The organism is Absicoccus porci, from assembly GCF_003725415.1.
Lineage (GTDB): Bacteria > Bacillota_I > Bacilli_A > Erysipelotrichales > Erysipelotrichaceae > Absicoccus > Absicoccus porci.
Genome location: NZ_RJQC01000003.1, coordinates 265,834 through 286,561, shown reverse-complemented (window position 1 = coordinate 286,561; position 20,728 = coordinate 265,834). Strand labels below are relative to the sequence as shown.

General features: G+C 40.5%; 36 protein-coding genes. 3 read left to right on the top strand and 33 right to left on the bottom strand.

The genetic code is table 11. The features are described 5' to 3' along the window. Window positions 1-332: 332 nt before the first annotated feature. From EDX97_RS09540 to EDX97_RS09390, 32 genes are all read right to left on the bottom strand, one after another. Window positions 333-704, bottom strand: coding sequence for a tail assembly chaperone (locus EDX97_RS09540; RefSeq protein ID WP_128520930.1), 372 nt, complete (start codon window positions 702-704; stop codon window positions 333-335). Between the two features lie 75 nt (window positions 705-779). Further along, window positions 780-1,313 carry a phage major tail protein, TP901-1 family gene (locus EDX97_RS09535; protein WP_128520929.1) on the bottom strand — a complete coding sequence of 178 codons (534 nt, stop codon included), beginning with the start codon at window positions 1,311-1,313 and terminating at the stop codon, window positions 780-782. Further along, window positions 1,313-1,723, bottom strand: coding sequence for a DUF3168 domain-containing protein (locus EDX97_RS09530; RefSeq protein WP_128520928.1), 411 nt, complete (start codon window positions 1,721-1,723; stop codon window positions 1,313-1,315). Before EDX97_RS09530 ends, EDX97_RS09535 begins: the two co-directional genes overlap by 1 nt. A 1-nt stretch (window position 1,724) precedes the next feature. Then, entirely contained in the window at window positions 1,725-2,087 is a 363-nt protein-coding gene (locus tag EDX97_RS09525; protein WP_128520927.1) for an HK97-gp10 family putative phage morphogenesis protein, read from the bottom strand. Between the two features lie 2 nt (window positions 2,088-2,089). Further along, window positions 2,090-2,392, bottom strand: coding sequence for a hypothetical protein (locus tag EDX97_RS09520; protein WP_128520926.1), 303 nt, complete (start codon window positions 2,390-2,392; stop codon window positions 2,090-2,092). Continuing rightward, complete coding sequence (locus tag EDX97_RS09515) at window positions 2,389-2,712, bottom strand: phage head-tail connector protein (protein WP_128520925.1); 324 nt, start codon at window positions 2,710-2,712, stop codon at window positions 2,389-2,391. The genes EDX97_RS09520 and EDX97_RS09515 overlap by 4 nt, the downstream gene beginning before the upstream one ends. A gap of 6 nt (window positions 2,713-2,718) precedes the next feature. Further along, on the bottom strand, window positions 2,719-3,624 hold the full coding sequence (locus EDX97_RS09510) for a hypothetical protein (protein ID WP_128520924.1): 906 nt from the start codon (window positions 3,622-3,624) through the stop codon (window positions 2,719-2,721). Window positions 3,625-3,635: 11 nt separating this feature from the next. Then, a complete protein-coding gene (locus EDX97_RS09505; protein WP_128520923.1) occupies window positions 3,636-4,247 on the bottom strand; it encodes a DUF4355 domain-containing protein in 612 nt (203 codons plus the stop codon). A 319-nt stretch (window positions 4,248-4,566) separates the two neighbouring features. Beyond that, window positions 4,567-4,926 carry a ribosomal-processing cysteine protease Prp gene (locus EDX97_RS09495; RefSeq protein ID WP_128520921.1) on the bottom strand — a complete coding sequence of 120 codons (360 nt, stop codon included), beginning with the start codon at window positions 4,924-4,926 and terminating at the stop codon, window positions 4,567-4,569. 3 nt (window positions 4,927-4,929) lie between these two features. Then, complete coding sequence (locus EDX97_RS09490; protein ID WP_128520920.1) at window positions 4,930-5,301, bottom strand: YjcQ family protein; 372 nt, start codon at window positions 5,299-5,301, stop codon at window positions 4,930-4,932. A 27-nt stretch (window positions 5,302-5,328) separates the two neighbouring features. Then, window positions 5,329-5,514: a hypothetical protein gene (locus EDX97_RS09485; RefSeq protein ID WP_128520919.1), complete on the bottom strand. Its 186-nt coding sequence runs from the start codon at window positions 5,512-5,514 to the stop codon at window positions 5,329-5,331. Beyond that, complete coding sequence (locus EDX97_RS09480; RefSeq protein ID WP_128520918.1) at window positions 5,507-7,114, bottom strand: minor capsid protein; 1,608 nt, start codon at window positions 7,112-7,114, stop codon at window positions 5,507-5,509. Before EDX97_RS09480 ends, EDX97_RS09485 begins: the two co-directional genes overlap by 8 nt. Next, the gene (locus EDX97_RS09475) at window positions 7,089-8,471 is read right to left on the bottom strand and encodes a phage portal protein (protein ID WP_128520917.1); all 1,383 of its coding nucleotides are present in this window, start codon (window positions 8,469-8,471) and stop codon (window positions 7,089-7,091) included. The genes EDX97_RS09480 and EDX97_RS09475 overlap by 26 nt, the downstream gene beginning before the upstream one ends. Next, window positions 8,471-9,724 carry a PBSX family phage terminase large subunit gene (locus EDX97_RS09470; RefSeq protein ID WP_128520916.1) on the bottom strand — a complete coding sequence of 418 codons (1,254 nt, stop codon included), beginning with the start codon at window positions 9,722-9,724 and terminating at the stop codon, window positions 8,471-8,473. Before EDX97_RS09470 ends, EDX97_RS09475 begins: the two co-directional genes overlap by 1 nt. Further along, window positions 9,717-10,190 (bottom strand): terminase small subunit, encoded by a 474-nt coding sequence (locus EDX97_RS09465; protein WP_128520915.1) that lies wholly within the window; start codon window positions 10,188-10,190, stop codon window positions 9,717-9,719. Before EDX97_RS09465 ends, EDX97_RS09470 begins: the two co-directional genes overlap by 8 nt. 120 nt (window positions 10,191-10,310) lie before the next feature. Further along, a complete protein-coding gene (locus EDX97_RS09460; RefSeq protein ID WP_128520914.1) occupies window positions 10,311-10,784 on the bottom strand; it encodes a hypothetical protein in 474 nt (157 codons plus the stop codon). Continuing rightward, complete coding sequence (locus EDX97_RS09455; protein WP_221175931.1) at window positions 10,774-11,232, bottom strand: Panacea domain-containing protein; 459 nt, start codon at window positions 11,230-11,232, stop codon at window positions 10,774-10,776. The genes EDX97_RS09460 and EDX97_RS09455 overlap by 11 nt, the downstream gene beginning before the upstream one ends. A gap of 58 nt (window positions 11,233-11,290) precedes the next feature. Beyond that, the gene (locus EDX97_RS09450; RefSeq protein WP_128520913.1) at window positions 11,291-11,719 is read right to left on the bottom strand and encodes a hypothetical protein; all 429 of its coding nucleotides are present in this window, start codon (window positions 11,717-11,719) and stop codon (window positions 11,291-11,293) included. Next, the gene (locus EDX97_RS09445; protein WP_128520912.1) at window positions 11,716-11,985 is read right to left on the bottom strand and encodes a hypothetical protein; all 270 of its coding nucleotides are present in this window, start codon (window positions 11,983-11,985) and stop codon (window positions 11,716-11,718) included. The genes EDX97_RS09450 and EDX97_RS09445 overlap by 4 nt, the downstream gene beginning before the upstream one ends. 1 nt (window position 11,986) lies before the next feature. Continuing rightward, window positions 11,987-12,520 (bottom strand): hypothetical protein, encoded by a 534-nt coding sequence (locus EDX97_RS09440; protein WP_128520911.1) that lies wholly within the window; start codon window positions 12,518-12,520, stop codon window positions 11,987-11,989. 155 nt (window positions 12,521-12,675) lie between these two features. Continuing rightward, the gene (locus EDX97_RS11760; protein ID WP_183164335.1) at window positions 12,676-12,852 is read right to left on the bottom strand and encodes a hypothetical protein; all 177 of its coding nucleotides are present in this window, start codon (window positions 12,850-12,852) and stop codon (window positions 12,676-12,678) included. 12 nt (window positions 12,853-12,864) lie between these two features. Then, window positions 12,865-13,296: a single-stranded DNA-binding protein gene (gene ssb, locus EDX97_RS09435; RefSeq protein WP_128520910.1), complete on the bottom strand. Its 432-nt coding sequence runs from the start codon at window positions 13,294-13,296 to the stop codon at window positions 12,865-12,867. Then, window positions 13,293-13,469 (bottom strand): hypothetical protein, encoded by a 177-nt coding sequence (locus EDX97_RS11755; protein ID WP_183164334.1) that lies wholly within the window; start codon window positions 13,467-13,469, stop codon window positions 13,293-13,295. Before EDX97_RS11755 ends, ssb begins: the two co-directional genes overlap by 4 nt. Next, complete coding sequence (locus EDX97_RS09430) at window positions 13,466-13,684, bottom strand: hypothetical protein (RefSeq protein WP_128520909.1); 219 nt, start codon at window positions 13,682-13,684, stop codon at window positions 13,466-13,468. Before EDX97_RS09430 ends, EDX97_RS11755 begins: the two co-directional genes overlap by 4 nt. Continuing rightward, window positions 13,668-13,907: a hypothetical protein gene (locus EDX97_RS09425; protein WP_148039809.1), complete on the bottom strand. Its 240-nt coding sequence runs from the start codon at window positions 13,905-13,907 to the stop codon at window positions 13,668-13,670. Before EDX97_RS09425 ends, EDX97_RS09430 begins: the two co-directional genes overlap by 17 nt. Before the next feature lie 126 nt (window positions 13,908-14,033). Further along, window positions 14,034-14,561, bottom strand: a complete 528-nt coding sequence (locus EDX97_RS09420; protein WP_128520907.1) for a replicative helicase loader/inhibitor — start codon at window positions 14,559-14,561, stop codon at window positions 14,034-14,036. A 185-nt stretch (window positions 14,562-14,746) separates the two neighbouring features. Then, window positions 14,747-14,986, bottom strand: a complete 240-nt coding sequence (locus EDX97_RS09415) for a DUF6291 domain-containing protein (RefSeq protein ID WP_128520906.1) — start codon at window positions 14,984-14,986, stop codon at window positions 14,747-14,749. 3 nt (window positions 14,987-14,989) lie between these two features. Then, complete coding sequence (locus tag EDX97_RS09410) at window positions 14,990-15,397, bottom strand: RusA family crossover junction endodeoxyribonuclease (protein WP_128520905.1); 408 nt, start codon at window positions 15,395-15,397, stop codon at window positions 14,990-14,992. Next, window positions 15,397-16,203, bottom strand: a complete 807-nt coding sequence (locus EDX97_RS09405; RefSeq protein WP_128520904.1) for a recombinase RecT — start codon at window positions 16,201-16,203, stop codon at window positions 15,397-15,399. Before EDX97_RS09405 ends, EDX97_RS09410 begins: the two co-directional genes overlap by 1 nt. Next, entirely contained in the window at window positions 16,200-17,138 is a 939-nt protein-coding gene (locus EDX97_RS09400; RefSeq protein ID WP_128520903.1) for a YqaJ viral recombinase family nuclease, read from the bottom strand. Before EDX97_RS09400 ends, EDX97_RS09405 begins: the two co-directional genes overlap by 4 nt. 473 nt (window positions 17,139-17,611) lie before the next feature. Beyond that, the gene (locus tag EDX97_RS09395) at window positions 17,612-17,863 is read right to left on the bottom strand and encodes a hypothetical protein (protein ID WP_128520902.1); all 252 of its coding nucleotides are present in this window, start codon (window positions 17,861-17,863) and stop codon (window positions 17,612-17,614) included. A gap of 18 nt (window positions 17,864-17,881) precedes the next feature. Then, window positions 17,882-18,064 (bottom strand): hypothetical protein, encoded by a 183-nt coding sequence (locus EDX97_RS09390; RefSeq protein WP_128520901.1) that lies wholly within the window; start codon window positions 18,062-18,064, stop codon window positions 17,882-17,884. A gap of 81 nt (window positions 18,065-18,145) precedes the next feature. Between EDX97_RS09390 and EDX97_RS09385 the strand changes: the two genes are divergently transcribed. Continuing rightward, entirely contained in the window at window positions 18,146-18,610 is a 465-nt protein-coding gene (locus EDX97_RS09385) for a hypothetical protein (protein ID WP_128520900.1), read from the top strand. 92 nt (window positions 18,611-18,702) lie between these two features. On the opposite strand, the gene EDX97_RS09380 is transcribed toward EDX97_RS09385, so the two are convergent. After that, on the bottom strand, window positions 18,703-18,933 hold the full coding sequence (locus tag EDX97_RS09380; protein ID WP_128520899.1) for a helix-turn-helix transcriptional regulator: 231 nt from the start codon (window positions 18,931-18,933) through the stop codon (window positions 18,703-18,705). A gap of 121 nt (window positions 18,934-19,054) precedes the next feature. Here EDX97_RS09380 and EDX97_RS09375 point away from each other — a divergent pair, with 121 nt between their 5' ends. After that, window positions 19,055-19,675: a LexA family protein gene (locus EDX97_RS09375; protein WP_128520898.1), complete on the top strand. Its 621-nt coding sequence runs from the start codon at window positions 19,055-19,057 to the stop codon at window positions 19,673-19,675. 67 nt (window positions 19,676-19,742) lie between these two features. After that, the gene (locus EDX97_RS09370; protein ID WP_128520897.1) at window positions 19,743-20,570 is read left to right on the top strand and encodes a type II toxin-antitoxin system PemK/MazF family toxin; all 828 of its coding nucleotides are present in this window, start codon (window positions 19,743-19,745) and stop codon (window positions 20,568-20,570) included. Window positions 20,571-20,728: the final 158 nt, after the last annotated feature.

Below are 20,728 nucleotides of genomic sequence, written 5' to 3'. Positions count from 1 at the left end.
TGCTTGCTGTGAAACGAAACGTCTGAGGTCTGCGAACCTGTCGTCTTCTGCGGTTCTGTTTCCGTTCATGACACGATCCACTTCTCGTTTATAGTTATAGAATTTGTCAAAGCTCCGATATACCGGTCGTCCGCTCTTCTTTCGGGCTCTTACCTGGAAGTTTTTGAAAGCTTGCATATGAAGCATATACATTTCATCAACAAATCGAAGGTTATGAGCTTTCATCAATAGCTGATATTCCTTGATGTTTAAGCGGTCTACTTCGTCAAATGACTTGAAATCGAGATAGCGGAAGCAGTTCAGAGCAACAGATTCATAAAAATCAGAAAATGTTATTTCGTTCCTTTCTGATTCTTCTTGATTGCATCCATCAGCTGTTTCATCTTGGCTTTTGAGACATTCGCTTTCGATAAAAAATCGGTCACCTCATCGAACAATCCGTCGATGTCCTCACAATCTTCAATATATGATTCCAGAGTTTCCTTTTTGATGCGTGGCGTGAAGTTGATATTCATGGCGTACAATACGTCAATCAGAGCCTCGATATCTCGGTCAATGACACCGGCCAATGAGTAGATCATACCTACATCTACATCACGATCGTTTGCTTTTTCTTTTACCTTTTTATTAAGGTCTCGCATAAATGCGATGGACGCCTTGAATGTGTACTCTTTGCCATTGATTTCAAGTTGCATAGTATTCATATGTATCTACCTCTTTCTTATTTCGTTTCTACAGTCAAAAAAAGGACGTGTTGATCACGTCCCAGTTGCTATAAGTTAGGCTGCTTCCTTGGAAGTGTCTTTGAAGACGTAGGAAGCAGCTTCTTTCTGTGCATCGGATACGGTTGCATATCCGTCTGCACCGTTGCCTTGGACACCGAAAGTGATTTCTACTTCACATGCATCTTCGGCATTGGATGTTTCTGTCAATTCAGTCACGTTGGCCTGGTAGTATGTAGCCTCATACTTGCCTGCATTCGTGTCTGTACCTTCTTCGGCCAAGTTGACACGCCATACTTCCACGATCTCTCCGGAAAGCAAGGCATTTTTCAACTTCTTGATCATGGTATCGCCTTTGGCAAGGATAGATTTTGCCGTGATTTCCAATTCCGGCGTACCTGGTGTACGGATAGGACCGTCTTTTGTCTGTGTCGTATCCGCATCACGCTTCATGGATAATTCGTTCTCTTCAGAAAAAGCAATATGTGTTGCGTCTTCTTTTGATTTTTCACTTAGCAAACGATATAAGTAAATGATCTGTGTTCCTTTTACCTTTTCTACATCGGTTGCAAATAATTGCAAATTGATCATTATTGTTTTCCTCCTGTTATTTCAAATTCCAGGTCAAGCACGCCATGCAATAGCGGTTGACTGGTGGTCGTGTCCGGTATCACTTGCTGATTGATGTTGCGGACCGACCAGTGATATGACTTCGTATCTCGGATATGTCTGGCAATATCCTTGATTTCCGCCATGATTTTGGACTGTGTACCTCTCTTTTTAGGGTCGTCATGCCATACATGCACTGTCTGATACACATGACCGCCGATAAATGACTTATTTCCATAATCGTCTACGGTCTGACTGTCGCCAAGATACACAAAAGGATACGGTGTCCCATCCGGCGGCAGGAAGGTATCATACACGCCGATTCCCGTATCCTTGTATTTAGTTTTAAGTGCTATCAGTAAAGCACTATATAGTTCCTGTTGCGCATCCATATCAGTCACCTACGACTTTCTTCATATCGGATATGAACTGCTCTTTCTGTTCATTGAAGGCCGGCTTGCAAAATGGCTCCGCTTCCATGAAACGAGTACCATGTTCAACGTAAGGCGCATACTCTTTAGTTGGGCCAACCGTTGCTTTCATTCCACCTTCAGATATGGTCGTGTTGATACTTCCGCCCAGTCCGCCTTTTGAATACCCTTTTTTGAAGGCAACACCTTTTTTTGCTATGCCTTTCATCTTGTCATTCATATCTGCGCCATTGGCTCTTACAACTTCTTTGATCTTGGTTAGATTCTTACAGTCATTAATTTTATAAATGAGCTCATTCAGCCCGGATATCTCTACTGCACCCATAACTATTGCACCTCCGATACGATAAATGATTGCTTCGTTCTAAGCCGCCTTGTGTAATCAACACGATATTTCTTCCCGTTGATGATCAACTGGTCAAACGCTATATCGACATGATTCTGCACATGAATTGTTAGGCTTCCTTGCTTGATGCCGCCATACACAAGGTTCATGGTCTGTGTATTGGTGTCCATCACAGACCCATATACCTTGGTATCGACATATGTATCATCGGCATAGTTACCTGTATCCGCATCATATGCACCAATCACAAGGCGTCTGAATAGGATTGGTGTGTCGTATCTCATAGGAACCGTATCCTTCCGATATCCTGTCCACTTTCCTGTGCATCACGCCATGCCTGGATATCATCGGCATAGGCCTCGAAGTCATTGTCCCGAAAGGTCAATGCTTCTCCTTCTACCGTGTGTCCGCTCAATCCTTCCGAGCCGATGCGGTTGAACCGTGCAATTGCTACTTCTGTGACGATATATTCAAGCGTGCTTGGAACTTCCGATGCTCCGAGCAGTGTTTTAAGGCGGCTCTCGGTCAAGGTTATGATGGTGTTTAATTTGTTGTCTTCATCATCGATACCGAGTAGCGCCTTGACATCATCGAGTACCGCCATGATCTACTAGGCTCCTGTAGATGCAGATGCTGCGTTGATTGTAATCTTGAATACTCCGTCTGCGTATTCAGGCCAGAATTGCACGCCGGACATCAACAAGGTCTCAATCGTTGCGTTGGATGTAATTGGAGAATGGGTCATACCAATCAATCCGGTCGTATCGAATGTCAATCCGAAGCTAGATGCCACATCACCACCGTTAGGGATGTAAGCTCCACGCAAGTTTTGCTTGGCCGTACCATAAGCAGTTCCTTGTGCCAATTGTGGCGATAAGATGGCAGTTCCTAAGCCTAGGAAGCCTTCGATGTATTGGAAGCCAAAAGCATTTTGTGTCGTGATTTGTGCGCTACCTAAATAAGTAGCTACATCCAATGGCGAAATGAAGAAGACTGGATCAAATGTCAAATCTTCAAAACGCACTTCCATTGCACCCCAACCATTTGCCAATGCAGCCTGCAATCCAGTACCTTTTGCAGTTCCGGTACCGGTTGCCAAAGATGCAAAGAAGTCCTTTTTGATGTCTTTTTGCAATTCGCTTACCATCTTGGAGTCTGTGTCGTTGATGGCTTTCTGTTTGCCAATCTTTTGGATGGCTTCGGCAGTAGCAACCTTGCGGAATTTTTTCAATGTGATCTCTTTTTGCCATGCCAATTTGCGAGTAATTTTGGTCAAGCCGATGGTTTCACCTTCACCAACTTGATCTGGAGTGTTTTCTTTGGTCATTTTGTATGACTTGATCAAGGTGCCGGTGGCCATTGGTTCCAATGTGCTGATGCCTAACACTTTTCGTAATTCATCGATGTTTTCTGCGATCTGTGACGTAAAGTCCACGGAGATGGCTGGTTCCAAGTCCGAAGTCGTAGTAATATTCGTTTCTGCTGCAAATAATTGCAAATCAATTAGTTTGTTCATGTTTCCTCCTGCTATTTGAATAGGTCCATGTGTTCTCTGATGAGTTTCTGTCGTTCGATTGGATCACTGACCTTCATGATGTCTTCTTTCGTGATCCCTCCGTTCGAACTTCCGCGCTTGTATGAGTTTCCTTTCAGCGCTTCTTTGACTGCCTTTTCGACGTCGGCTTTGTAAATGTCAATAAAGGACTCGACCGCTTCTTTCGTGGTGTCGGCATCCGGTGTGATGATGCTGGATAAGAGCTCGTCGCTTACGCTGATGTTGGCTTCTGCACACATCTTGCGTGCTTCTTTGGCCATATCTGCGCGTGCTTTTTCATTGAGCAATTCATCAAGCTGTTTTTGCAATTTGTCACGCTCATGTTCGGCCTTTTGCTGTGCGTTCATCTTGGCAAGCTTCTTGGCTTCTTCTTCCGCTTCCTTTGCCTGCTTGTCCCACTTGGCTTTCTTTTCCTGGATGATTCGATCCAGGTCCTCATCCGTGTACTTTGGCTGAGGCTTATTGCCTTCGTTCGGTTCGTTATTCTGCTGTCCGTTATCGTCATTCTTCGGTTCAATCTGTTGGTTTGACTGGCCGTTGTTGTCGTCCGCGAAAAGTTGCAAATCAAATAAATGTTTTTTCATATGTGTATTTCCTCCATGGTTTAGAGCCTCAATGCTCGGCTTCCATAGCTTTTTATGTCTTCCATGCCTGGACCCATGGCTTTTTGTGTCGTCAATGCTCGGACATAGAAAAAAGCACAACCTAATCGCTTAGATCGTGCTTTATGAACTTTGGTAACTTACGCTTTGGCGGGTCTTTCATATAAACCGTCTCCTTTTCCTTTTTGCCACAAAAAATGCAGGTGCGTACTCTTATTTCCGCCCTGCATTGTAAATTATTATCGTAATACGATTTCTTGACTGCTTCCGTATAAACATGTCTGCACATGCCGTGTGCCTCCTAGGTCAATTCGTTATGTACTGTTACGTATACTGGATATGCTTTGGATACTGCTTCACATCCAATCACAAAAGCAGTAATGACGCCAAGTCCTTCTCTTGCCACATCATGGATGCGTACATGCTCAAATCCGTCATTGCTTCGGATATGATCAAGTGTACCGTATCCATCATTTTCAAACGACATCATCAGTGTCTGATACAGTGTGGATATGGATGCGCATACGATATCTTTCCCCTTTTCCGCATATCCAGCGTGCCCTTCGATTTGAATATCAAACCATTCGTCATATCTTATCGTGATATGTATCATGTTCAATTCCTTTCTTGCACTAAAAAAGCCACCATTGGTGACTCTCATCAATTATGGTTGAATGATAACGCCAAGCACAGATGATAGGATTACAGGGAATGTACTAGATAAAAATTCTTTTGCTTTTTTCATCCCACTATTTTCATCTAAAAAACAAACACCTTTATATGTGATTCTATAAGGCCGATTGGTCTGTATATGAAGTTTAACGTCCTTCACTTTATTTCTCATTACTGAAAACCCATCGATATATCCATCCTCAACTAGAATTGCTATTATTTCAACCCAATATGATTGTGGTACATCCATTAATTTTGAATCCCACGAAAAGTCCTCCAATTTAGGTTCTATACCATTTTTCATACACTCATATAGATACTTGAGAATTTTATACATCAATACTTGCATATCATTGCTTGCCATACCAAAGCTCCTTTCGATATTGAATAATTATTCTACAATAATCCCTTTCTTTAGATTTTTTTTATATTCGCTCTCGATTTTGCTTTTATATTTTTTCCATTTTTCTGACGCATGCTTTTCGATAAAATCATCAAGATTTTGGTATTTATCATTGTTGAAATATTCTTCAGCTAATTTTATTTCTTCTTTTTTATACCATGCTGGTTTATACATCTGAAAGCTCCCCTTGAGTTAATTCAAATATTGATTTGGTCAAAATGTTTGAATTTCCTCCAAATTCCGACTCCATTGAATAGGCATAAATTTCAATCAAATTATCTAAATCTTCGAATTGATTAGTAATGTCAAATAATATTCGTTCTAATTTCTTGCTGTTTTTTCTAAGACCACATTGCTTTCGTGATTGTTCAACAATTCTTTCTGAAAAATCATTAGTACCAATAGTTGACATAACAAAGTCTAATGCGTGCGCAGATTCATGAACACCAGTACCGTAGCTCTGCAACCCTTGAGGTCCTATTGTCATAATTTTATTTTCAGACATTCGCCCATAAACTTTAGAATGCGAATTATATTTGATGGTCTTTATTCCATCTTTAGCCTTGGAAAATTCGTTTATAAAATCATCGACACCAGCTAATGTGGCTTTAACAGCAAACAAATCTTTATTGTCAAAGCCATCAATAGTGATATTATGGGCTGTTGAAAAATACTTTTTGATTTGATCGATATCTTCCATACTTATTATATCACTCTTAGTGATTGACATTAAATCCTCTTTATTGTTTATTCTTTTTGATTTGTTAAGGCTCAATCTTTTGTTTAAACCATTCCTTTGTTTCTGCCACTCCTCAAATGTCATATCACCTGAATCAGGATCATCCAAATATTCATCGAATAATTTACGATCAATATATGGAACCGTGGAGCAATGACAAATCGGATGCATTGGTGGCGCATTAACGCCCGGAGTCATATCTTTCGTGTCGTAAATATTACCGTCAAGCTTTCTGCATTCATCGCAAGCTTTTGTATTCATGATGACATATTTGTATTGGCCGAATCCATTTTCTTCATATGACCGTTTGGCAACATCGGTTTGTATGCGTCTTTCTTCTGTTCGCAGCAAACGATCAGCTGCATAATAGCTAACATCAAATCTTTTACGCATATCAGAAATAAGGCTATTTGTGCTTTTCCCTTGAATGATGGCCTTAGTCATGTATCCCTCTAATTCCGACCTTAACATGTCTTGATTGGCCCAAATACGTTCAGAAAATGTCGCATTATAAAACGATGCATTTACGATTGATTTGATCATATCTCCGTTATTTTTGATAGTTTTGCCCAGGATACCGGCCTGTCTTTCCATTTCATCAATGGTTTTGTCCTTCAAACAGTCTTCAACGTATTTTTCATACTCATCATTTCCGGCGGCAAGCTCAAGCGCCACTTCAGACTTTAATAATTCAAGACGATTTGCTTTCATCGTCAGGTTATATATCTTCATTTCATCATTTGCCTGTTGTGAGAAGTCTTTTTCTTTTACATACTTTTTCGCCTTTTCTTCATACGCTTTGATGTCTAGCTTGTCAGCTCGTTTCTTGGCTTCAGACATTGATATTCCTTCTTTTGATGCGTATTTGCTGTACCATGCATTAATTTGTTCCGTTACGTTATGGAACATATACTCGAATATGCGTTTAACCACATCTGATTTTTCTGAATCATCTGACTGTGATTTCTCTCTAGCCTTTGCTTCACGTCTTACCCAGTAATTTTCCGCATCATCTCTTGTCTTTGTTTTCGCCATTTTGTTCACCGTTTATAGAAGAAAAAAGACGATCATCAATGCTGTATGCTTTTTCCACCTGTTCTTCCTCGATTCGCTCGATCTCTTTTTGCGGATCGTCAACAATTGACAAGACTGATAATTGCGTTGGCTGTGACACGATACCGGACAGGTTCTGTGCAATCTGTGTCTCTTCCAAAATGTTTTGTGGCAAATTGCGTGTATAGTGGTAAGTCAATCCGATCCAGTCTTTCTCGTTCATCGAGTTGACCGGGTTGGAGAAGATGATGCGGTATCTTCGGTTAAGACCGGATGTGAACTTCCGTTCCTTGGTCTTGGCAAGGTTAGACATGGACTGCAGTTTGTACGCCATAGCGATTCCGGAACTGTTACCGAAGTTCTCGTCATTGATATTGGCAATCATGGACACCTGGTAGATCAGACGTTCCATCCGGTTCAAAGCGTTTTCCTGCGTTCCGTCCGCATTCGGCTTTTCCAGGAAGCCGACATCGACCGGGTTTTCACTCATATCGCCCTCGAAGCTGATGACACGTTTGTCACGCATGTTGGCAAGCATGGAGTCATTAAGCTTAGGCCCTAATATCTTCAGGTAGGCATCCGCGAATGCATCCACATCGTTGAGCTTCTCGGACAGAGCCTTGTTATATCCAACGATAAGCGAGTACACCGACTCGAATACCGCGATACGTGACTCATTCTCTAAATATTCCGTTGCCGGAATGTCCGCAAAGTTGTGCGGTCTGAACTCGTCTTCGATGTAATGCAGTCCGCCTTTGTCCGTGAACGGCCATATCTCTGACGGTGTAAGCACCTCGCCATGCATGACTTTTTTCGAGTCAAGATAGTACGTCACGAAGTACAGCGGATGCTGTTCATACGTATTGTCATATACCATGAAACCTTCCGTTGGATCAAGATATACGATGGATACATCTCCGCTCTCATCATTGGCGTAGAGCTCATAGCCTTTGCCATAGATGGAGCAGATACGTGATAATTCTGCATTGTTATCCTCGATATCGTTGTAACTATCAAGCATGTCCAGATAGTCCGTTACTTTTTTGTCATCAGACTGGACCTTGATCGGGATACCGATGAAGTAGCCGTTGAAAGTATCCACCAGGTATTTTGCAAAGTTGACAGTCACGCGGTTATCCGGTTTCCACTTTTCTTTTTCGGTCCACCCTAAATTAGGGTAGATATTCATGTATGCATCTTTCAGCTTCGTATACCGGTCCGTGATCAATCCCTTATGCTTGGCAATCAGCTCGCCGAGCTTGGTCACGTCCATGGCTTCATCTGTGTTGATGCATATCAGCTCATCCGGTTTGATGTCTGATCTAACATTCTGTGCCATTACAAGCCACCTCCAAGTCTGTTGTATTTCAACGTGTTTCTGTGCAGTGGTTCGACTGCATATCGCATGGCATCCATCAAGTGGTTGAAGTCGTCAATCGGTCGATTCAACGTCTTTCCGAATCGATCTTTATCCCATGCATAGTTGTTTATTTCTGTGATGAAGTTCACACATCTAGGATGTATGATTATCTTCAAATCCTGTATAAATTGGATACCGTTGTTGATAGAATCCTTGCCTTTTTTAGCGCCTCGGACACGCAATCCAAAATGTTTTAATTCATCTATTGATTTCGGCTCTGCACTATCGGCTATGATCTTTTCTTTTGAGTATCCCATCGTTTCAATCGTTTGATATATCTCTCGATTCGATAATCCTCGTTTATAGAACTCATCCCATACATACAGCTTCATGCTTTTTTTATCGTAAAATCCCATGAAAAAAGCGGTAGGATCATTGGTATATCCAAAGTCCAAACCGCATACTGTTTGACAGTTCCGTATATCTTTTAACATAAATTCTTTTTCTTCAAAATTTTCATACACAAGCCCATCAACAACGCCCCAGTTGCCAAGTCCGGCCACCTGATAACGCCGCGGATTATTCTTTTTCATTCGCTCAAACAATTCAAGGTCTGACTTATCCAACCACTCATTGCATTTGTAATTTGTGGTCAACGCCAATATATCCGGATCATCATGCGCATCAAAGAAACGATGTTTCAACCAATGATGATCATTCCATGGATTGAACGTGATCGTCCATTGCTTCCATAAATTTGATGGCATTTCACCACGGATGGATTCATCGATCACGTCGAAGTCCGATTCATCCATGACTTCATAGGCTTCCTCTAACCACGCCCAACAAAGATAGCCATATTCAACCGTAATGGACGTGACCTTGAGTGGATCATCAAGTCCGCGGAACAGAATCTTTTGTCCGGTTGGCAGGTATGTCGCTTCCAGTGGGCTTAACTTAAAATCCCATTTGTCCGCCACTTCCAAACGCTGTGCCGCCCATTTCAAATCAGTCCAGCATGAATCCTTCAAGGTTCGGTATGTCTTTCTGACGACAAGCAGATTGGACTTGTCATATTTCATAAGGTTATAGATATATCGCAAAGCGGTTGTCTTTGATTTCTTGGAAGCACGTGAACCCTTGCAAACCAAATAACGTCCTCGATATTTCCAGAAGCTAGCATACCCTTTACCGACTATATCGGGCAGATATATCTTTTTTCGTTTAATCATCTAGATCATCTTCACCTTCAAAGACTGGTACAGTAACATCAAAATCCACTTTATCAGTAAAAATTCCATGTACTTTCCCAATTAATTCAGCGGCCTTTGTAGCTTCTTTTTCATCTGGCGTCTTTTCAATTAGCCGAGCCTTAGAACGCCCTTCTCCAGTGCCTTCGACAACAACGACCTGAGCCTTGGATTCCTTTCGCATGACCGATGTCAGATACTGAAGTACTTCCTTCTCATCCGCAATCTTTGCATCATCAATCTTTTTCAGTTCATCTTCAATGGCTTCGCGAAGATAGGGTTTATATGGAAGATGTCGTTTTTTGGTGGAGTTTATTGGAGTTTCTTCTAGCCAATTATAGGCCTGCTCAGCGGTTCGTTTCGCATATCCAGCCTTCAGTGCAGCCTGATAAGCGTTGCCTTTATTGATTATGTATTCTTTTACAAAAAGACGTTCCCGAACGTCCATCAAGCCACCACCTTTCTACGCAAAAAGGAGTCACCAATCTAGATAACTCCTTGTTTTACATTTCTGATGATACTAATATATCACGTAATTTGGTACACAATGGGTACTCTTTTTATAATGTCAACTTCCATGATCATACAAGCTATAATCAAAATCAAAACCAAGAAGATGCATTGCTGCATAACATGAATTTGATTTATAGCAAATCATCCTGTATTTCCCATGACCAAATCTGAAAACATATAATTTTGTATCTTTTGATATATTTTTACTTGATGGCAAGTTATTTGTAATGCTACTTTTAAAATTGTTATATTCAATTGTTTCGAAACCACCTTGTTTTTTTCCTAAATTACCAAGTTCTTCCCAACTAAATTCAGATAAATATTGCATGCATTTAATGAACTCATCATATGCTTTCGCTCTATCATTGGACTTTTTAAAATGATTGAAATTATATTTCTTATCAGATGTAATATATTGAAATCCAATGAATATTGCCGATTTTGGTACTCCACAATTAAATTCATAATTATTTGATATGGTTATAACATTATCTTTACGAGTATTATATATCAAGTTCTTATTTGACATAATGCTCTTTAAAATAACTTTTAATTAGCTCCAAACTAATAATTTCATTCCTATCTGTATTCAGCCAGGGCGCTTCCTGGTGCGTTTTATTACGCAAAGCCCATGCAGAATATGAACCAAACACTTCATACACTTGTTTCAGTATATTTTGTGTTTGGTCATCGATATGTTCACTGAAAGTATCCTCATATTTAATACCATTTGCTCCATTACCTTTGTACTTTTGATAAATTTCATTAACAACTGGACCGTGTTCCCATGCTAAAAGATTTTCTTTAAACAATGGAGTATCTGTTAAAGCAAGATAGCAGCCTTGAGCATAGTAAAGCAGTTTTTGCAATTTAAGATTGGTAATATATTCAGCATCTGCTTCATTCATTTGCTTCCTATTGTAGTTTAAGAACCACTCTGCAATTTGAAGAGCACTGTATTTAGCTTCTCCTGACATAATAATCATTCTTCCTCTTTTTTACTATCATACATTAATCAAAATACGATATCATCATTTATTTTAATAATTTTCCTATTTCCGTTCTTATATGTTTCCACAGCCCTTTGCGACTGTATCCGTACTTCTCAGCCACATCCCACTGGTTCATCCTAAAGATGTACAAGTCAAACAAGATATTCTGGTCACGTATATCTAGAAGCTCTATCAATCGGCACTCATTGATGCGTCTTCGATAATAATTGATCTCCGATTCCATCTGTGTAGCAACCTCCATCAGTGCGACCGGGCTCTGATACTGGTGCTGATACGACGGCATCGGAAGCATAGACCTTGACTGCTCATCCGTTAGACTAGGGCCATTGTGAGAAAGGCCAAGCTTTCGATTGTTGATGACTTCGATTTCCTCGTTGAGCTCAATGATTCTGTGGCAACAATAGTCCAATGATTTCATATCATTGAGCACCTGAGAGACTTTCGCGTTCACGCGAAGCCCTCCACCAAAGAAACCAGCCGCGAATCTTGCCATCTTTTATAGCGTTTTTCAAGCTCCGCAAACTCTTCTTCGGTCGTACCGAAAACTTCAAAGTATCCATAATCACAGCATATCAGCAATTCAAAGTATTCGCCTTTGAACAGTGTGAACATTTCATCATTAACGATATTCGGATCGTCGAACAGTCCACAATCGGCACGCCAGAAGTTTTCTTCCATGAGCTCATTTACTTTTTCAAATTCCTGTTGCCTGGTCATACTATTCTCCTTTCATACTTCTAAGAGCAGATACTGCATCAAATGCGGCCGATGCGTTATATATCTTTTCACACGACCTCATGGTCATGTGATGATCGATAACATAATCAAGTACGTTTTCTTTTTCGTACTTTTTTATCTGGTCAAGCTTCATCAGGTCACGCTTTGACAGACCGTACTGGATACACAGTCCGCCCAGTTCCATCTGGAGCTTGCGATTATCCTCCTGTGCTTTAAAAGCCGCCAAACTACTGCTGCCTACTGACCCGAGACAGCCTTTTAATCTCAGCTCTTTATAGATCTCTTCGAACGATCCAATGGTGTCTAGATCCTTGACGGCTTTAATCACCTTGTCCTGGATTGATTGGCTTACCGGTTTGCGCGCCTTGATCTTTGACAAGGTGGCCTCGGAGATGCCCGCATAATTGGCGATCTGGTATGATCGCAAGCCAGGATACTTCTCGGTAAACTTGTACAGCATATCCGCTGTCTCACTGCTATCAGCGACGATAACAGTGCCTTTTTTCATGGCCATATTAATCCTCCTTTTTTGGTGCTTTGTATTTCCTCATCCATCGCCTGTAGCATGTGTATGAGCATAAATAGATGATTCTTCCATGATCATGCGTCTTATACAGCCAGTCCCGTTTAATACTCGATATTATCTTGCTATTTCCGCAATATGCACAGTCAATGTGGTCGAATTTTTGAATCTGCATCTTCAACCTTCTCAATCGTATTGGGGTCAACCCTTACGGTCGATGTACCGTAAGGCCATTTTTCTATGATGAAGCAACTAAGCCCATCATAGGCAAGCTCGCCTTTGACTTCCTTTCCTGTTGAAATTGATTTTGCTTTGTACTCCATTCCATCTCTCCTTTAGAACGGCAGATCATCGCCTTCGATTCCGATCGTGTCAACATCGCTCGTATCTGTCCTGTAGTATCCATCCGATGTGTTCGGTGATGCTTTAGGCGGTGTTGGATGTGATTGTGCACGCGATTCAAGGAACGTAAAGCTTTCAACAAGCACTTCCGTGATGTATACACGCTGCCCTTGCTGATTTTCATAATTACGTGTTTGCAGACGTCCATCCACACCGATCAATGATCCGCGATGCAAGTATTGTGCCATGGCTTCCGCCTGGCGGTTCCATGCAACACAGTTGATGAAATCGGCTTCCGGTTGACCTTCTCGACGAAAATTACGATCAACAGCCAACGTAAACGATACAACCGAAGTTCCGCTTTGCGTTCTTCGCAATTCCAGATCTCTTGTCAAGCGACCGGTCAATACGATTCGATTGATCATAATACTTTATCCTCGTTCGATTCCATGTCTCTCTTAATTGCTTTTTCTTGAGCCAAAAACAGCAAAGCTATTACTTTTTCTGTACCTAGATCTTTTTCCAAAAGCTCACAAAACCTTGAAAGAAGATTTATAAAAAAATTTAATTCACTTTTTGTTTTTTCTAGTTCAGTCATTGTTTTTCCTCCGCATTTTCATTTTCCTTAATCTGTTCTTCCTGTTCGGGTTCATATTTGATATCCAATTTTTTCATGGGCTTTGATCCAAGGCCATAATCACAAACCGCATTCATCTTGCATTCCGAACAATCGCTATCGTTGATTGTTGCTTCGCAAACGTTTTTTAGCACAGAAAGCAGTACATATTCATTTAAATTATCTGTTTTGATCATTGTTTTCTCCTTTGTCTTCTATCAGTCTTTTTATAATCTTGATTGCTTTTTCTGCAATCCTTGCCGTTGCCATCGAACCAAAATTAATTTCCATTAGGTCTAATAGCAATTCGCTAAATTGTTTCGACATCGCAAAGCTTTGTTGCGATTCTTTTAGAGCATTCGTGATTACTTTGTGAGTGTACAGTTGGTATTTCATTTGCTCTTCAACTATCTTTTTCATCGTCACATTCCGTCTCTTTCCGTCTCATATGCGTCACAATCTTCATATCTGTCGCCATCTTCAGGCTCATAATTCGGGCTTCTCCAGTCCAGTGAATCCATTGATTCACGCTGTTCTTCTATGCGGTCAAGCTCCGCATCTGTGATTATTCCGTACATTTTGTTTCGCCTCCGCTTCTTTAATTGCATCATCTACACTGGACTCGCCAAATGTTTCTAATTGCAATTCTTGTATTTCTTTTAGCAATTCCAATCTCTCTGGGTCGGATGGATCTGGTTCAAATTTCATCCGCCTTGCAAGCTCTTCCGGTATATGGTTCCAGTCCTCAAACGTTGCCCATTCGACGTCTTTGTCGTTATAGACAATCTCGCCTTTCTGTGGAAAGTGAGAATACCATTTTTGAGCAAATGAGTTTTTCAAAGTCCGGTCAACGTCCGGCATTAGCTCTCGTATTTGTTTCGGATACGGTATCCGGTTTTTGCTCTTGATGTACTGATCAACCAATTTAGCAACTTCATCAACCGGGACATCTAGGAATTCATTTGTCCAGTCGTCAACCAGTCCTTGCTTTTCAGAGTTTGAAAAATTCATCCAGTATTTCGGTTTGTATGCTTTGAAACTGTTTAAAAGTTTGATTGTTTCTTGTCTTGTCATTTTGAAGTATCCTTTCCTCTGTTATTTAAATACTTAGACTAGACTGACTATATACTCCTTACTCCTTATTCCTTACTCCTTATTCCTTATTCCTATAAGGAAAGGGCTAGCTTGCATTTTGCTTACACATTTTCGTTACATTTTTTATCAAGCAAACTTGAAGCAAACTCGAAGCAAACTCGAAGCTAGCTTGCATTTTGCTTACCACCTTTTCGACCACTTTTTATTTTTTTTAGGCTCGTATCCAAGTTTGGTTTTACAAGCAGCCACATCGGTTTTACCTTGCTGCTTAGTTTATCCGGTTCTTTCCCGTCGAAGGCATAAGAGCACATGGCCTTGATTAGCTGCCCGGCTGAGCGATCATCCAAAGATTGCAATGCTTCACCATACGAAGCAAAAAATGATATCTTTTTTATTTCGTCCATGGCTCACACCTCCTCTATCATCACTATCGTTCTAGGCACATCGGAATAGTATTTGCATACCGATGTTTCGACTATTTGCTTATCATCGTCGTAAGCGATATGGTTCAGTGCATCCAGTATCGCTTTCTCGATGTTGTCGCAGTCGGGCTTTTTTGTAGGTCTGACCTGTTTATCAATCATCAGCTTTTTGCGCTTTTTTGATGCGCTTTTGGGGATACTGAAGTACGCATCGATATGTACACGACACGGTCCTTCATAAGGCTGATGGCCTGGCACGTGCTGTGTGAATGCAACACGCACCAGGTTCTCAAATTCGACCGTCTTCTTGTCGGTATAGGCATGTCCATACCGTGTGAATCGCGGCCTTCCTTTGGCTCCAGGCTCGCCCGGTATGGTGAACAAGACAGCCATTATTTCACTTCTCCAGTAACTGGATCCGTGTTTTCATCCACTTCGTCATATTCGACATCAAAGAAGTCGTTTTTGGCATCAGCCATATCATTATCGGCCTTTGGATTGAACTGCTTGATGGTCTCATCCTGCATGACGGCTCTTGCAAGGTCAGTCTTCTTTGGCGCATATTTCAGTGCTCTCTTTAGCACTGTTTTCTTCGCCATCTCATCAAACTCTGTCTTCCATGGACCGTTAGAATACGTCTTTGAGTATTTCTTCATGTGCTTTTCGACATCTTCACGGCTCATGACCTCGAAGCCGAAGTTTTCGCCATTATGCCATACGGCATAGTATGCAATAGCTTCTCCGCGATCTTTCATGGCCGGTACATGCTTGATGTCCGGGTGCAAACCTAACGAGTAATCAAATTCGTCATTGGCATAAACAACATGTGCGTCCACGTTGGTTCCTGCTCTCTGCGCAAGTTCTACCATGCCTAGATATCCGATCTGGAACTGGCATTGATTTCCGTAAGGAATCAGATAGGCCTGTCCTAATGGGGTGTTAGGCTCCAATCCTAACTGCGCCGCATTGAGAAGCGCACCAATGAACGACTGTGGTGTACAGCTTGCCAGTTTCGGTGTGTTCGTCACGGCCGTTGTAGCAATCCTTACGAATCGTTCCGGGGTCATCACAGATGGCAGGGCCTTGGCGATCTCGCCTTGATACATCGTGATGTAATCCTTCATCGTTCGATTGGTTTTCTTGGCCACGCTGTTGTTGGCCTTTTTTGTGATCATTCCCTGTTGGTTTGTAGTAGTCATTCTTCTTCCTCCTTCATCTCTTTGATAAGGAATCGTCTTGTCGTTGATTTCTTAAGATACCGGTTATACATATCCGGATTTTCTTTTTTGAATCGGCTCGTGTCGAATCTTTTCGATACCGATTCCTTCCAGGTGATGTTGGCATGATTGGAATACGCATATACGGCATCTCCCATCACGTCTTTTATTTGATTTTCATACTCCTTTTGTATCGTCTGAAGCTCTTTCTGCTTGGACTTTAGCTCGAGGAGCATTGATGTAAGATCATCACTTATGATCACACTTCCGGCATCATCAGATGGATGAAATACCTGGTTGAGTGCTTCACTGGTCGAATCGGTCCCGTCTACTGGTGGCTCCTGATCCGTCTTGACATAGTTCCAGAATCTATGCTCTTCACGGATCAATGCTTCTATTTCTTCTTCGTTACGCTCGACCTCAAAGAAATAGAATGCTTTTCCAAGGACAAGTACGGCAATATACCACTTGTCCATGCCTGTTACGGCCATATAGTGCATGCACTGCGCGTAATATGACGCTGGTATATCGCCTTTGTCGTATCGTGTTCGTGTCAATGCATTGGCCGTCTTGCACTCAAGACCGGCATTCTCACCAACGACCAATCGATCCACGTTGGCAAGCATGTATGGATGCTCTTTTGACTGGTAAGAGAATCCGCTCTTATGGACCTTCTTTCCAGTCGCTTCCATCCATCGGCGTGCCACATAGTCCTCCAGGTCGCGTCCCTGTCGCATGGCTTCGCTGTCCGGCTGTGAGCCGATACGGCCTGTCTTCTCGCACCATAAGTAATATGGCGACTTGTATGGATTGAAGCCCAGGATAGCGCCGGCATCACTGCCGCCTATCCCTTTCATTCGATTTTCCAGCCACTCTTCACGGGTTTCCGGTAATTTTATTTTGTTGTATGGTTTCATTTTGTTGTTTCCTTTTTAGTCGTGTGCCACCAATCTACACATGATCAAAAACTACTTACGTATATCTTTTTTTGCTATGAAAAGGGGTTTTATAGCATTGTTCAAGAATTTAAATTTCGGGAGGATTTTTCACCTACTCTTTCTATTTATTAATTTGTGATATACTCAAATAGCAAACATTTAATAAACATATAAAGGTTTTCACCTCATCTTTATTTTTATGAATCAATATGAATAATCATGTGTAGGTCGGTAGCACCGACCTTTTTTTATGCTTTTCTTGCCCATCCACAGAGAGCACAGGCAAAACTATAAATGAAACAAAAAAATTTCAATCGGGTTTTTTTGCCTATGCCGACCAACGGTTAAAAAGTCCGGCAAGCGATGTATTTACTAGAGGAAAGGAGCTTTGCCTGTGCTTTCTATGGACGGACGTGCTATAATTATGTTGTTAATTTTAGTCAGTGGCTGATCTAAGCATCAGCTGCTTTTTTTGTGTCGTGGGTCAGTTCTTTTTTTAGCCGTGCCACAAACGGCTTCAGATGGAACACCTTGATAAGGTCGTCAGTCAGATAGCCCCACCCATCTACGAAATAGATGCGGTCCTTTGACTTTCTGATTTCTCGATTGACGACCGAAGGCGATCGATTTAGAACTCTTGCGAATTCCGCACCAGTCAGATACGGCTGTTCAAGCAGTTCCAGCCTTTCCTTTGCCGTACACATAGGCCATCACCTCCTTTTCTACCCACCAAGGAACCCAACGACCAACATGCCGATGATCGTGGCGATGATCATGATGACTGCGTCGTGTTTGTCTTTGGAATCTTGTAGTTTTTTTTGTCGGATGGCATCACGTGCTATACGTGCATCCACCTCTTTTTGAATTTGGATGTCATTAATATGACGCATCATTCGATAATCCATAATAAATTCCTTTCTGTTACAATCTCCTCTTCATTACCAACATCCACTTGATATAATGCTTATATAAGTGGGGTGACTTTTATGCATGATTTCTTATCCAGCAATGAAATGAGTAACATCATTTCCGTACTTGCCTTACTGGTTGCTTTATACAGCGTTTGGTATACAAGACGTTTCAATCGTCCACGTATCGTTATTGAAGATGCTGATTCCGACGGGGCTTTTGATCATCCATTGATTGAATTCAAAATACTGAATATTTCAAACACACCGATTGTAATAAGATCAATCATCTTTTCTATTGATGGAAGAACTATATTTCCGATCAATGATTATGAAGGACCGGAAGAATCCGTTTATGATCCTGTTTTAGATGCTGAGCCATTGATGCTTGAAGGTGAAACGACAATGCTTCCAAATTCGGAAGATGAGTATCGATACTACTTCAAGGACATAGGTAATGAAGTAACCATCACTGTTGAAACCAACCGTATGCTTTCAATCTTTTCTAAAAGCAAATCATTTGTTCTCCGCACGGATGAGTGATACCAGTATCACGATCTGACATATCAACGTGCAGATATTGCATATAATCGATAAATTTGTTGCGTTCATAATTTCTCCTGTTTCCATAGTTTTTAACAATTTAAATCGTTACTGTTAGTAACTTCATGGCTAAAAAAAATAGGACTATCAATAGGAATGTCTAAAATTTCACTAAGCCGATAAAGTTCAGAAGTCAAAAATTCATTTTTATTTTTGATTTTACGGTTTAACGTTACAACATTGATACCTAATTTATCGGCTATATCCTGTTGAGTGAATCCTTTTTTCTTAATCTGAACCATAAGTTCATAGCTGTCTACCATCGTTTCACCTCATTTCTGTTTACTTACAGTAACATTATAATCACATGTTTATTCTTATGCAACAAATATTTTAATTTTTTAGTAAAAATGTTATTATTTAGGCAGAAATGAAGGTGAAAATATGAGTAAAGCCATACTATATGAACGAATTAAATTAAGAAGAAAACAATTAGGGCTTACACAAGATGATCTAGCTTCCATGATTGGATATTCAAACAGGTCTGCTATCGCAAGAATAGAAAACGGCTCTATTGATTTGCCACAATCAAAAATAATTGCTTTTGCTGATGCTTTAAAAACTACTCCAGGATGGCTAATGGGAGCGGATAAATCAAACATTAAAATGGTGCAAATACCGTTATTTGAAAATATTTCATGTGGCACTGGAATGTTCATTGATGATATTCCTGAAGATTACATTACGATACCGGATAGATACTTAACGAAAAGCCACACTTATTTTGCTAATATGGCAAAAGGCGATTCGATGCTTGGTAAAGGTATCAAAGAAGGTGACGTATTGGTTTTTGAACAGACCAATGCTTTAGATAATGGGCAAATTGGTTCTTTTTGTTTAAATGATAAAAACTACTGTAAGATTTTCAGAAGATTAAATAATGGAATAATTTTGCTCGAATCAGCTAACGAAAAATATGATCCGATAATAATAGATATAGCTAATGACGATGCTTGCTTTCGGATCATTGGAAGATATAAATTTAAATTCAGTATTGAACAATAAAAAAAGCGCCCTCACTGGCATTAGGGCATTTCAAAGCGATGTGGAATGAAAGATTGGGGATGAAGGAATGACAGAAAAGGAATTAAAAGAAAAGTGCAAATCTCTGCAAAAAAGTTCTGATACTTTACAAGCAATAATCAAGAATTGTAGAAACAAAAAATTCTACCATTTGGATTCGTGGGAAGCCTTCCAAGCTAAGACATTTTACATTGAGAATAAAAATAGCAATGCTCGTAATAAGTATCTGTCATACAAAAGAGGAACCGTGGTTTTTGTCAACTTCGGCACTTCTATAGGCAATGAGCTATCCGGCCATCATTTTGGTATCGTACTGAATAAAAAAGATTCGCCATATAATGGCAATCTGACCGTACTGCCTTTGACATCCAAGTATAAGAAGTATCATATTTCCTTGGAAACTGAGATCATATTGAATATTTTTGATAGCCTTTTGGAGCAGGAAAGAAAAATACAAGAAGTATATGATCTTTTAAATAAAGAACTCTTTAAACAGCAAGGCAACATTGTCCCTGACGTGGGAGAAGTAAGATCAATCGAAGATCATAGGATAGTTTGGTTTTTGAAAAAATTTGCTCCAGATAAAAAAGCAAATGAAGATGGCATGGCTGAATACACGTCTACGGAACTTAATGAACTACTGCATATTGTTAATTCAAAGATTCGCAAAGTAAATAGTTACTACAAAGAAAAGAATAAAGGATCTTTTGGTATGATCAATAGCATAACAACCGTTAGCAAGTACCGAATAAATAAGCCTTTAAACGAACTTGATCCTATAGGTCATATAAGAGTCTCTGACGAAATAATGAATCGAATCGATCGAGAAATAATAAAATCGTACACATCAATTGATTTGACACAAGAAAACGGCTGATATAAGATATGAATGAATCTTGGCTACATACGCAACGTATGGGAGTCACTGATATTTTATCTTGACGACGGATATCCGGGCGTCACTGATGGTCTATCTTGTGCAAACGAGATAGACCTATTTTTTATTTCGAATTAATAGATTGATTTATCAACAAA

What these genes read in the sequence shown, in the direction of transcription:
- EDX97_RS09540 (WP_128520930.1), bottom strand. Translation starts at nt 704, where the DNA reads ATGAATACTATGCAACTTGAAATCAATGGCAAAGAGTACACATTCAAG.
- EDX97_RS09535 (WP_128520929.1), bottom strand. Translation starts at nt 1,313, where the DNA reads ATGATCAATTTGCAATTATTTGCAACCGATGTAGAAAAGGTAAAAGGA.
- EDX97_RS09530 (WP_128520928.1), bottom strand. Translation starts at nt 1,723, where the DNA reads ATGGATGCGCAACAGGAACTATATAGTGCTTTACTGATAGCACTTAAA.
- EDX97_RS09525 (WP_128520927.1), bottom strand. Translation starts at nt 2,087, where the DNA reads ATGGGTGCAGTAGAGATATCCGGGCTGAATGAGCTCATTTATAAAATT.
- EDX97_RS09520 (WP_128520926.1), bottom strand. Translation starts at nt 2,392, where the DNA reads ATGAGATACGACACACCAATCCTATTCAGACGCCTTGTGATTGGTGCA.
- EDX97_RS09515 (WP_128520925.1), bottom strand. Translation starts at nt 2,712, where the DNA reads ATGGCGGTACTCGATGATGTCAAGGCGCTACTCGGTATCGATGATGAA.
- EDX97_RS09510 (WP_128520924.1), bottom strand. Translation starts at nt 3,624, where the DNA reads ATGAACAAACTAATTGATTTGCAATTATTTGCAGCAGAAACGAATATT.
- EDX97_RS09505 (WP_128520923.1), bottom strand. Translation starts at nt 4,247, where the DNA reads ATGAAAAAACATTTATTTGATTTGCAACTTTTCGCGGACGACAACAAC.
- EDX97_RS09495 (WP_128520921.1), bottom strand. Translation starts at nt 4,926, where the DNA reads ATGAGAGTCACCAATGGTGGCTTTTTTAGTGCAAGAAAGGAATTGAAC.
- EDX97_RS09490 (WP_128520920.1), bottom strand. Translation starts at nt 5,301, where the DNA reads ATGGCAAGCAATGATATGCAAGTATTGATGTATAAAATTCTCAAGTAT.
- EDX97_RS09485 (WP_128520919.1), bottom strand. Translation starts at nt 5,514, where the DNA reads ATGTATAAACCAGCATGGTATAAAAAAGAAGAAATAAAATTAGCTGAA.
- EDX97_RS09480 (WP_128520918.1), bottom strand. Translation starts at nt 7,114, where the DNA reads ATGGCGAAAACAAAGACAAGAGATGATGCGGAAAATTACTGGGTAAGA.
- EDX97_RS09475 (WP_128520917.1), bottom strand. Translation starts at nt 8,471, where the DNA reads ATGGCACAGAATGTTAGATCAGACATCAAACCGGATGAGCTGATATGC.
- EDX97_RS09470 (WP_128520916.1), bottom strand. Translation starts at nt 9,724, where the DNA reads ATGATTAAACGAAAAAAGATATATCTGCCCGATATAGTCGGTAAAGGG.
- EDX97_RS09465 (WP_128520915.1), bottom strand. Translation starts at nt 10,190, where the DNA reads ATGGACGTTCGGGAACGTCTTTTTGTAAAAGAATACATAATCAATAAA.
- EDX97_RS09460 (WP_128520914.1), bottom strand. Translation starts at nt 10,784, where the DNA reads ATGTCAAATAAGAACTTGATATATAATACTCGTAAAGATAATGTTATA.
- EDX97_RS09455 (WP_221175931.1), bottom strand. Translation starts at nt 11,232, where the DNA reads ATGTCAGGAGAAGCTAAATACAGTGCTCTTCAAATTGCAGAGTGGTTC.
- EDX97_RS09445 (WP_128520912.1), bottom strand. Translation starts at nt 11,985, where the DNA reads ATGACCAGGCAACAGGAATTTGAAAAAGTAAATGAGCTCATGGAAGAA.
- EDX97_RS09440 (WP_128520911.1), bottom strand. Translation starts at nt 12,520, where the DNA reads ATGGCCATGAAAAAAGGCACTGTTATCGTCGCTGATAGCAGTGAGACA.
- EDX97_RS11760 (WP_183164335.1), bottom strand. Translation starts at nt 12,852, where the DNA reads ATGGAGTACAAAGCAAAATCAATTTCAACAGGAAAGGAAGTCAAAGGC.
- ssb (WP_128520910.1), bottom strand. Translation starts at nt 13,296, where the DNA reads ATGATCAATCGAATCGTATTGACCGGTCGCTTGACAAGAGATCTGGAA.
- EDX97_RS11755 (WP_183164334.1), bottom strand. Translation starts at nt 13,469, where the DNA reads ATGACTGAACTAGAAAAAACAAAAAGTGAATTAAATTTTTTTATAAAT.
- EDX97_RS09430 (WP_128520909.1), bottom strand. Translation starts at nt 13,684, where the DNA reads ATGATCAAAACAGATAATTTAAATGAATATGTACTGCTTTCTGTGCTA.
- EDX97_RS09425 (WP_148039809.1), bottom strand. Translation starts at nt 13,907, where the DNA reads ATGAAAAAGATAGTTGAAGAGCAAATGAAATACCAACTGTACACTCAC.
- EDX97_RS09420 (WP_128520907.1), bottom strand. Translation starts at nt 14,561, where the DNA reads ATGACAAGACAAGAAACAATCAAACTTTTAAACAGTTTCAAAGCATAC.
- EDX97_RS09415 (WP_128520906.1), bottom strand. Translation starts at nt 14,986, where the DNA reads ATGGACGAAATAAAAAAGATATCATTTTTTGCTTCGTATGGTGAAGCA.
- EDX97_RS09410 (WP_128520905.1), bottom strand. Translation starts at nt 15,397, where the DNA reads ATGGCTGTCTTGTTCACCATACCGGGCGAGCCTGGAGCCAAAGGAAGG.
- EDX97_RS09405 (WP_128520904.1), bottom strand. Translation starts at nt 16,203, where the DNA reads ATGACTACTACAAACCAACAGGGAATGATCACAAAAAAGGCCAACAAC.
- EDX97_RS09400 (WP_128520903.1), bottom strand. Translation starts at nt 17,138, where the DNA reads ATGAAACCATACAACAAAATAAAATTACCGGAAACCCGTGAAGAGTGG.
- EDX97_RS09395 (WP_128520902.1), bottom strand. Translation starts at nt 17,863, where the DNA reads ATGTGTACGGCAAAGGAAAGGCTGGAACTGCTTGAACAGCCGTATCTG.
- EDX97_RS09390 (WP_128520901.1), bottom strand. Translation starts at nt 18,064, where the DNA reads ATGGATTATCGAATGATGCGTCATATTAATGACATCCAAATTCAAAAA.
- EDX97_RS09385 (WP_128520900.1), top strand. Translation starts at nt 18,146, where the DNA reads ATGCATGATTTCTTATCCAGCAATGAAATGAGTAACATCATTTCCGTA.
- EDX97_RS09380 (WP_128520899.1), bottom strand. Translation starts at nt 18,933, where the DNA reads ATGGTAGACAGCTATGAACTTATGGTTCAGATTAAGAAAAAAGGATTC.
- EDX97_RS09375 (WP_128520898.1), top strand. Translation starts at nt 19,055, where the DNA reads ATGAGTAAAGCCATACTATATGAACGAATTAAATTAAGAAGAAAACAA.
- EDX97_RS09370 (WP_128520897.1), top strand. Translation starts at nt 19,743, where the DNA reads ATGACAGAAAAGGAATTAAAAGAAAAGTGCAAATCTCTGCAAAAAAGT.